The following is a 9897-nucleotide window of genomic DNA, read 5'->3' on the forward strand; positions in this document are numbered from 1 at the left end:
AACATGAAACGCCGCATCCCCGCGGCGGCGATGGCCGCTGCCCTCACCACGGCCCTGCTCGCCGGCTGCTCCCTCGACAGCGATTCCGGCGGCGACGCAGGCAGCGCGGACGCCGTGCCGGTCGTCATCGGCTACCAGTCCAAGACGATCAACACGGTCACCGCAGGCACCCTCCTCAAGGCACAGGGCTACCTCGAGAAGCGCCTGGCCGCAGTGACCGAGCGGACCGGCACCGCGTACTCCGTGCAATGGCAGGACTATGACACCGGCGCACCCATCACCGCCCAGATGGTCGCCGAGAAGATCGACATCGGTTCGATGGGCGACTATCCGATGCTCATCAATGGGTCCCGAACCCAGGCCAACCCGCGCGCGAAGACCGAGATCGTCTCGGTCACCGGCTACAACCCCAAGGGCGCGCTGAACATGGTTGTGGTGCCTCCGGATTCGCCTGCGACCGGTCTCGCCGACCTGGCCGGACAGAAGGTGTCCGCGAGCGTCGGCTCCGCAGGCCACGGCACCCTCGTGCAGGCCCTCGACCGCGCCGGACTCGACCCCGCCACCGGAGTCGAGGTGCTCAACCAGCAGCCACAGGTCGGCTCGTCCGCGCTCGAGTCCGGGCAGGTGGCCGCGCTGTCGCAGTTCGTGGCGTGGCCTGGCCTGCTGGTGTTCCAGGACAAGGCGAAACTCCTCTACGACGGCGCGGAGCTGAACCAGCCGACCCTGCACGGGGTGGTGGTGCGCGAGTCGTACGCCGAGCAGCACCCCGAGGTGCTCGACGCCTTCCTGCTCGCGCAGCTCGACGCCACCCGATTCATCCGCGGCGAGCCCCTCGAGGCGTCACGGATCGTCGCCGAGCAGAGCGGACTGCCGCAGGAGGTGGTCTACCTCTACAACGGCCCCGGCGGCACCTCGTTCGACCCGACGCTCAAGCCCCGCCTGGTCGACGCCCTGAAAACCGATGTGCCCTACCTGAAGTCGATCGGCGACTTCGCCGACCTGAACATCGACGGATTCGTCGACGACGCGCCGCTGCGTGCCGCCTACGCGACCGAGGGCATCGAGTCCTACGACGCCGCGGTCGCCGTCACCGCCAACCCCACGGCCCTGACCGGCACCGACCCCGCGTGCGGAGTCCCCGTCGCCGATCCCGCGCAGGCGAGCGAGCTGTGGTTCGACGGCGCGACGCAGACGCAGCCCGCGGCCGACCCCACCTGCCTCCTGCGCTCGGTCAAGAAGGCGCGCGCCGAGGGCAGGGGCATCCGGGCCGCCTACGTGCCCGACGCGGAACTGGGCACACGCTGGTTCGCGGACAAGGCGGTGTGGGTGCGCGACGGGGCTCGCTTCCTGCCCTTCACCACGGCCGCCGCGGCGGAGCGCTACCTGCACAAGAACCCCGCGAGCGCCCCGATCACCTACGACCGCGCCGTCGAGGAGGTCCGGCAGTGACCGCGTCCGTGACCGCCCCCGGCACGCGGGCGTCCGCGCGGGAGTCGGTCGTGCCTGCGGAGGACGCGACGCCTGACCCCGGCGCAGTGAACCGGACCGACTGGCCCGCCCGGTGGCGGTCCAGGGCCATCCGGATCACGTCGGTGATCGCCGCGGTGCTCGCCTGGCAATTGCTGACGGCCAACGGCGTTCGGCTGTGGCTGCGGTTCGACACGCTGCCGACCGTGACCGAGATCGTGGCGGCATACAGCGAACAGCTCCGGACCGACCTCTTCTACCTGGACCTCGGTCAGTCGCTGATCCGGATCGTGTCCGGGTTCGGCCTCGCCACGGTGGCGGGGGTTGCCGTCGGCATCGCGCTCGGACGCTCTCGCCTGTTCGCCGACACCGTCGGCCCGCTGGCCGAACTGGCGCGGCCCATTCCGGCGATCGCCATCGTGCCGGTGGCGATCCTGCTGTTCCCCAGCGACGAGGCCGGCATCGTCTTCATCACCTTCATCGCCGCCTTCTTCCCGATCATGGTCAGCACCCGGCACGCGGTGCGGGCGCTCCCGACCATCTGGGAGGACTCCGTACGCACCCTTGGCGGCAGCCGCTGGGATGTCCTCGGCCGCGTGGTGCTCCCCGGGATCCTGCCCGGGCTGTTCGGCGGGCTGTCGGTCGGCATCGGAGTCGCGTGGATCTGCGTGATCTCCGCCGAGATGATCTCGGGCCGGCTCGGGGTCGGCTACCGCACCTGGCAGGCATACACGATCGTCGACTACCCGGGCGTGTTCGTCGGCATGATCACCATCGGCATCCTCGGGTTCTCGACATCCGCGGCGGTCGAACTGCTCGGCCGCCGCGTCACCCGGTGGCTGCCCCGAGGGGAGAACACCAGATGACCACGGCAACAAGCGAAGAGAAGGTCGCGGCGGGCATGTCGCTGGCCCTGGACGACGTCACGCTGTCCTACACCGGCACCCCCGTCGTCCGTTCCCTGTCCCTGAGCGCCCTGCCCGGCGAGATCCTGGTCCTGACCGGCCCCTCCGGCTGCGGGAAGTCGACGGTGCTCCGCGCCCTGGCGGGCCTGCTGGCGCCGGACTCCGGCCACATCCTCGCGGACGGAGCCGCCGTCACCACCACCTCGCGGGATCGCGCCGTGGTGTTCCAGGACAACGCGCTCCTACCGTGGCGCACGGTCCGGTCCAATATCGAACTCGCGCTTGCGCTTCGCGGACAGCCGAGGTCGGGGCGCAGGCGCGACGCGGAGCGGTGGATCGAGGAGGTCGGGCTCACCGGCTTCGCGGACTTCCTGCCCAAGAACCTCTCCGGCGGCATGCGTCAGCGGGTGCAGCTGGCACGCGGCCTTGCCGGTGCGCCCCGGGCCGTGATGATGGACGAACCGTTCGGGGCGCTCGACACCCAGACCCGCGCGACCATGCAACGCCTGCTCGTCGAGACCTGGCGCACGCACCCGACAACGGTGGTCTTCGTGACCCACGATGTCGACGAGGCGGTCCTGCTCGGCGACCGGGTCGCGGTGCTCGGACAGGCGGGCGCCCCGCTGCGCACCATCGTCGACGTGCCACGGCCGCGGGACCGCGACGCCCTCGACCACCCCGACACCCGAGCCGCCCGCGCGAAAGTCCTGGCCGCGCTGGGCCACCCGAGCGTCGGCCCGACGAACACCCCGGAGAACTGATGGACATCCCAGACCTGGCCGACACCATCCGCCTCGATTGCGACGTACTGGTCATCGGCGGCGGCACCGCGGGCACGATGGCCGCGCTGACCGCCGCCGAGAACGGCGCCGACGTGCTGCTGCTCGAGAAGGCGCACGTCCGGCATTCCGGCGCGCTGGCCATGGGAATGGACGGCGTCAACAACGCCGTCATCCCCGGCAAGGCCGAGCCGGAGGACTACGTCGCGGAGATCACCCGCGCCAACGACGGAATCGTGAACCAGCGCACCGTCTACCAGACCGCGACCCGCGGCTTCGCGATGGTGCAAAGGCTCGAGAAGTACGGCGTCAAGTTCGAGAAGGACGAGTACGGCGAGTACGCGGTCCGCCGGGTGCACCGCTCCGGTTCCTACGTGCTGCCGATGCCCGAGGGCAAGGACGTGAAAAAGGCGCTGTACCGGGTGCTGCGGCAGCGGAAGATGCGCGAGAAGATCCGGATCGAGAACCGCCTGATGCCGGTGCGGGTCCTGACGGATCGGGGGCGGGCGGTCGGTGCGGCGGCACTGAACACCAGGACCGGGGAGTTCGTCGCGGTCGGGGCGAAGGCGGTCATCCTGGCGACCGGCCCGTGCGGACGGCTCGGGCTGCCCGCGTCGGGATACCTGTACGGCACCTACGAGAACCCGACCAACGCCGGCGACGGCTATTCGATGGCGTACCACGCGGGGGCCGAGCTCAGCGGCATCGAATGCTTCCAGATCAACCCGCTGATCAAGGACTACAACGGGCCGGCCTGCGCGTACGTCGCGAACCCGTTCGGCGGCTACCAGGTCAACGCGCAGGGCGAACGCTTCGTCGATTCCGACTACTGGTCCGGACAGATGATGAGCGAGGTCAAACAGGAGATCGAATCCGCACGCGGCCCCATCTATCTCAAGGTCAGTCACCTGCCGACCGAGACCCTGGACACGCTCGAGTCCATCCTGCACACCACCGAACGGCCCACGCGCGGAACGTTTCACGTGAATCGTGGCCACGACTACCGCACCCACGACATCGAGATGCACATCTCCGAGATCGGTCTGTGCAGTGGACATTCGGCGTCGGGCGTGTGGGTGGACGAGCACGGCGCGACGACCGTGCCCGGGCTGTATGCGGCGGGCGACCTGGCGTGCGTGCCGCACAACTACATGATCGGCGCCTTCGTGTACGGGGACCTGGCGGGGACCCACGCCACCGGCACCCTGTCGGCCGTGGACGCGCCGACCGACCTGCCGACCGATCAGCTGCGCGAGGCGCACGAGCTGATCTACCGGCCGATCCTGCACCCGAATGGACCGCCGCAACCGCAGGTCGAGTACAAGCTGCGGCGGTTCGTCAATGACTATGTGGCGCCCCCGAAGACCGCCACCAAGCTGTCCATCGCGGTCGAGACCTTCGAGCGGATGACCGCGGAGATCGAGGGAATGGGGGCGACCAGCCCGCACGAGCTGATGCGGTGCGCGGAGGTGTCGTTCATCCGAGACTGCGCGGAAATGGCGTCACGCAGCTCACTCACCCGCACCGAGAGCCGATGGGGCCTGTACCACGAGCGGGCGGACCTGCCCGGCCAGGACGACTCCGAGTGGGGGTACCACCTCAACCTGCGCAAGGGTGCCGCGGGCGGGATGGAGTTCCTCAAGCGACCGGTGGCACCGTACTTCGTATCGGTGCCGGGACTGGACGAACTTCCCCCGCGTGATCAGCGGGTCGTGCCGGTGACGCAGCCGCCGCTGGTTGGCGGGCGCGCACCGGTGGAGTCCCCCTCTCGGGTGAACACCACCCCAGTAGAGGTCCAGCCCCGCTCCCCCCGGATCGTGGAAATCCTCGGACTCGACAGTCCGACCGCGACGCAGCTGCGCCCCTATCTGAGCGATGCGGACCCGCAGGTGCGTTCCACCGCCATCGCCACGCTGACCGAGGCCACCCCCGAGGGGTTCGACGCCCTGCTGGTCGCCGCGCTCGGCGACGAGGACGCGGCCGGGCGCCGGGTGGCCGCGGAGGGACTCCGCGAGCTGGTCGAGGTGCTGCCCTCGGTGGAGGGGCTGGCGCACCACCTGGGCTCCGGCGACCCGGTCGTCCGGTCCACCGTGGTCGACCTCCTGCGGGCGTTGCGCACCGGGACGGCCGCGCAATACCGGGCGGCACTCGCCGACGTCGACCATCGGGTCCGCATCGAGGCGGTGCGCGCTCTGGTATCCCTGAACGATTGGGAGACGGTGGCGACCGTATCCGCGGACGAGAATCGTGAGGTGCGGATCGCCTGCGCCCAGGGCCTCGCGACCATCAGCCTCGGGGGTCTCGAGGCGGTCCGCACCCTCGCGGTCGACCGGGACCCCCTCGTCCGGGCGGCCGCACTTGCGGCCTTCGCCTCGCTTCGCCCCACCGAGAACGATGTGGCGCTGGCCGTCGCCGGGCTGACGGAGTCGGCCTGGCAGATCCGGCAGGGCGCGGCCCGTGCCCTCGCCGGCGCACTCCCTGAGAACGCGGTGCCCGCACTCGAGACGGCCCTCGGCGACGTACACCTCGACGTCCGAAAGGCCGCCGTGCTCACCCTCACCACCTGGACGGAAGACCCTGCGGCACAACAGGTGCTGCGCATCGCGATCGACGACTCGGACGCCGACGTGCGCGCCTACGCCCGGCGCGCGCTCACCGAACGGATCCGGGCCTGAGACACCGGCCCGACACTCGGTTCACCCCCGTCGCAGCGCGTATTCGGTATACGTGCCGACGGGGGTGAATCCGATCCGCTCGTAAACGGAGGCACCGTCTTCGGAGGCCTGCAACACGACGCAATCCGCGCCTTCCGTCCTCGCGTGGTCGATCGCCGCAAGGGTCACCGCCGTGCCATATCCCCGCCTGCGATGGTCCTCGAGTGTCACCACGCCGTAGAGGCCGGCAACACCGGCCGCCAGATGAATCTCCGCCCCCGCCACCGGTTCTCCAGCGCTATAACCGACGACGAAGGTGCTGGCGCATTCGCCACTCAGGATCGCCGACCCCGCGGCGTCGAAGTAGTCGAACACCGCCGATGAGGGCGGCGTCCAGTTCCTGGCCATCAGGTCCGCGTAGTCACGCAACTGCTCGCGATTGGTCACAGTCACGACTGTCAGGACCGCACTTGGCGCGGGCGACGGGATCTCCGTCATCAGCGCGGTCATCGCCAGCTCGGTCTCCGACGGCCGAACGCCCCGCGCTCGCAGCATCTCTCCCAGGTTCGAGGGCGTCGAGGTCGGTGCCACCCACCACGAGAACGGACGACCGGCCGCGCGCACCGTGGCCAGAATCTCCTCGAGCCGTGCCTGCGCCGTGTGCGGTGCCAAGCGCGCCCGGCACACGATGTTGAAGGTGTCATCGTCCAGTCCGCTGTCCGCGATCAGGATGTCACCGGATTCGTATACCGTCGCGCCGGCGACCGTCGGATGCAGGTGCGCCGCATGAGACGCAAGATTGAGATCCATCGCTTCCACCAGGTCGTCACCCACAACACGATCCTAGTTGTGCTCAACAGACCCCGGATATGCGAAATGCCTCGCATCGCAGTCTCTTTCGAGTCTGTGATGCGAGGCATTCGCAATTTATGTTCGGCGGTGTCCTACTCTCCCACACCCTGTCGAGTGCAGTACCATCGGCGCTGGAGGGCTTAGCTTCCGGGTTCGGAATGGGTCCGGGCGTTTCCCCTCCGCTATGGCCGCCGTAACTCTATGAAACTGTCACACATTCAATTCCCCTCGCCCGAACCCAACAGGCCGGCAACCCTTTCTCGGGTGCCCACGATGTTGGTGGGGGTGAATGGTATCTGTGTGTTGTTTCAGATACCGCACAGTGGACGCGTAGCTTCTTTGTGGTAAGTCCTCGGCCTATTAGTACCAGTCACCTGCACACGTTACCGTGCTTCCAGTTCTGGCCTATCAACCCGGTGGTCTGCCGGGGGCCTTACCCCCTCAAGGGGGTGAGAAACCTCATCTTGGAACAGGCTTCCCGCTTAGATGCTTTCAGCGGTTATCCCTTCCGAACGTAGCTAACCAGCGGTGCTCCTGGTGGAACAACTGGCACACCAGAGGTTCGTCCGTCCCGGTCCTCTCGTACTAGGGACAGCCTTCCTCAAGTTTCTAACGCGCGCGGCGGATAGAGACCGAACTGTCTCACGACGTTCTAAACCCAGCTCGCGTGCCGCTTTAATGGGCGAACAGCCCAACCCTTGGGACCTACTCCAGCCCCAGGATGCGACGAGCCGACATCGAGGTGCCAAACCATCCCGTCGATATGGACTCTTGGGGAAGATCAGCCTGTTATCCCCGGGGTACCTTTTATCCGTTGAGCGACACCGCTTCCACTTGCCGGTGCCGGATCACTAGTCCCGACTTTCGTCCCTGCTCGACCTGTCAGTCTCACAGTCAAGCTCCCTTGTGCACTTGCACTCAACACCTGATTGCCAACCAGGCTGAGGGAACCTTTGGGCGCCTCCGTTACATTTTGGGAGGCAACCGCCCCAGTTAAACTACCCACCAGGCACTGTCCCTGAACCAGATCATGGTCCGAGGTTAGATGTCCAATACGATCAGAGTGGTATTTCAACAATGACTCCACGAACACTGGCGTGCCCGCTTCACAGTCTCCCACCTATCCTACACAAACCGAACCGAACACCAATACCAAGCTATAGTGAAGGTCCCGGGGTCTTTTCGTCCTGCCGCGCGTAACGAGCATCTTTACTCGTAATGCAATTTCGCCGAGTCTATGGTTGAGACAGCTGAGAAGTCGTTACGCCATTCGTGCAGGTCGGAACTTACCCGACAAGGAATTTCGCTACCTTAGGATGGTTATAGTTACCACCGCCGTTTACTGGGGCTTAAATTCTCAGCTTCGCTCCGAAAAGCTAACCGGTCCTCTTAACCTTCCAGCACCGGGCAGGCGTCAGTCCGTATACATCGTCTTACGACTTCGCACGGACCTGTGTTTTTAGTAAACAGTCGCTTCTCACTGGTCTCTGCGGCCCCACCCAGCTCACGGAGTAAATCCGATCACCAGACGAGGCCCCCCTTCTCCCGAAGTTACGGGGGCATTTTGCCGAGTTCCTTAACCATAGTTATCTCGATCGCCTTAGTATTCTCTACCTGACCACCTGTGTCGGTTTGGGGTACGGGCCGTGTAAAAGCTCGCTAGAGGCTTTTCTCGGCAGCATAGGATCACTGAATTCGCCTCAATCGGCTATGCATCACGTCTCAGGATATGTGTGGCACGGATTTGCCTATGCCACTCCCTACACGCTTACACCAGTATTACCACTGACTGGCTCAGCTACCTTCCTGCGTCACCCCATCGCTTGGCTACTACCAGATCAGGTCCCGCGCATCCCCCGACCATGATCCCGAAGGAACATTAGCCGGCTTCAGGGCGGTTAGTATCACTGATTCACCATGGGCGCGTTTACACGGGTACGGGAATATCAACCCGTTGTCCATCGACTACGCCTGTCGGCCTCGCCTTAGGTCCCGACTCACCCTGGGCGGATTAACCTGGCCCAGGAACCCTTGGTCATTCGGCGGAAGAGTTTCTCACTCTTCTTTCGCTACTCATGCCTGCATTCTCACTCGTGCAGCCTCCACGCCTGGATCACTCCGACGCTTCCATGGCTGCACGACGCTCCCCTACCCATCCATACCACTGCCCAAGTCCCCGCAGGAACAAGGAGGTGTATTGCATGAATGCCGCAGCTTCGGTGGTGTACTTGAGCCCCGCTACATTGTCGGCGCAGGATCACTTGACCAGTGAGCTATTACGCACTCTTTCAAGGGTGGCTGCTTCTAAGCCAACCTCCTGGTTGTCTTCGCGACCCCACATCCTTTTCCACTTAGTACACGCTTAGGGACCTTAGCTGGCGATCTGGGCTGTTTCCCTCTCGACTACGAACCTTATCGCCCGCAGTCTCACTGCCGCGCTCTCACTCACCGGCATTCGGAGTTTGGCTGATTTCGGTAAGCTTGTGGGCCCCCTAGACCATCCAGTAGCTCTACCTCCGGTGAGAAACACGCGACGCTGCACCTAAATGCATTTCGGGGAGAACCAGCTATCACGGAGTTTGATTGGCCTTTCACCCCTACCCACAGCTCATCCCCTCAGTTTTCAACCTAAGTGGGTTCGGGCCTCCACGACGTCTTACCGTCGCTTCACCCTGGCCATGGGTAGATCACTCCGCTTCGGGTCTAGAGCATGCGACTGGACCGCCCTATTCGGACTCGCTTTCGCTACGGCTGCCCCACACGGGTTAACCTCGCCACATGCCACTAACTCGCAGGCTCATTCTTCAAAAGGCACGCCATCACCCCCAGCAGCAAGCTGCTCAAAGGCTTTGACGGATTGTAAGCGCACGGTTTCAGGTACTATTTCACTCCCCTCCCGGGGTACTTTTCACCTTTCCCTCACGGTACTAGTCCGCTATCGGTCACCAGGGAGTATTCAGGCTTATCGGGTGGTCCCGACAGATTCACAGCAGATTTCACGGGCCCGCTGCTACTTGGGAACCATTCACGAGAGCCGGGAAGTTTTCGTCTACGGGATTCTCACCCTCTACGACAGGCCGTTCCAGACCACTTCGACTAACAACCCGGTTTCTTACTCTCGCCCACCACGGCAGTGATGAGAAGAAAGGCCCCACAACCCCACGCACACAACGCCTGCCGGCTATCACATGTACATGGTTTAGCCTCTTCCGCTTTCGCTCGCCACTACTCACGGAATCA

At 65.2% G+C, this 9897-nt stretch carries 5 protein-coding genes and 2 rRNA genes (1 of these 7 cut by a window edge); 4 read left to right on the forward strand and 3 right to left on the reverse strand.

Annotated features, from left to right (window positions below; all coding sequences use genetic code 11):
- Window positions 1-3: 3 nt before the first annotated feature.
- The 4 genes from JOE46_RS10215 (at window position 4) to JOE46_RS10230 (ending at window position 5826) form a co-directional block, all read left to right on the forward strand.
- The gene (locus tag JOE46_RS10215) at window positions 4-1449 is read left to right on the forward strand and encodes an ABC transporter substrate-binding protein (RefSeq protein WP_209927151.1); all 1446 of its coding nucleotides are present in this window, start codon (window positions 4-6) and stop codon (window positions 1447-1449) included.
- A gap of 86 nt (window positions 1450-1535) precedes the next feature.
- Window positions 1536-2333: an ABC transporter permease gene (locus JOE46_RS10220; protein WP_307861348.1), complete on the forward strand. Its 798-nt coding sequence runs from the start codon at window positions 1536-1538 to the stop codon at window positions 2331-2333.
- Window positions 2330-3133: an ABC transporter ATP-binding protein gene (locus JOE46_RS10225; RefSeq protein ID WP_209927152.1), complete on the forward strand. Its 804-nt coding sequence runs from the start codon at window positions 2330-2332 to the stop codon at window positions 3131-3133. The genes JOE46_RS10220 and JOE46_RS10225 overlap by 4 nt, the downstream gene beginning before the upstream one ends.
- Entirely contained in the window at window positions 3133-5826 is a 2694-nt protein-coding gene (locus JOE46_RS10230; RefSeq protein WP_209927153.1) for a fumarate reductase/succinate dehydrogenase flavoprotein subunit, read from the forward strand. The genes JOE46_RS10225 and JOE46_RS10230 overlap by 1 nt, the downstream gene beginning before the upstream one ends.
- Before the next feature lie 21 nt (window positions 5827-5847).
- On the opposite strand, the gene JOE46_RS26945 is transcribed toward JOE46_RS10230, so the two are convergent.
- From JOE46_RS26945 to JOE46_RS10245, 3 genes are all read right to left on the reverse strand, one after another.
- A complete protein-coding gene (locus JOE46_RS26945; RefSeq protein WP_307861274.1) occupies window positions 5848-6639 on the reverse strand; it encodes a GNAT family N-acetyltransferase in 792 nt (263 codons plus the stop codon).
- A gap of 97 nt (window positions 6640-6736) precedes the next feature.
- Window positions 6737-6853, reverse strand: a 5S ribosomal RNA gene (gene rrf, locus JOE46_RS10240).
- Between the two features lie 144 nt (window positions 6854-6997).
- Window positions 6998-9897 (reverse strand): 23S ribosomal RNA (locus tag JOE46_RS10245) (it continues 233 nt past the right edge of the window).

This window comes from Rhodococcus sp. PvR099 (assembly GCF_017833315.1).
Lineage (GTDB): Bacteria > Actinomycetota > Actinomycetes > Mycobacteriales > Mycobacteriaceae > Rhodococcus_G > Rhodococcus_G oryzae.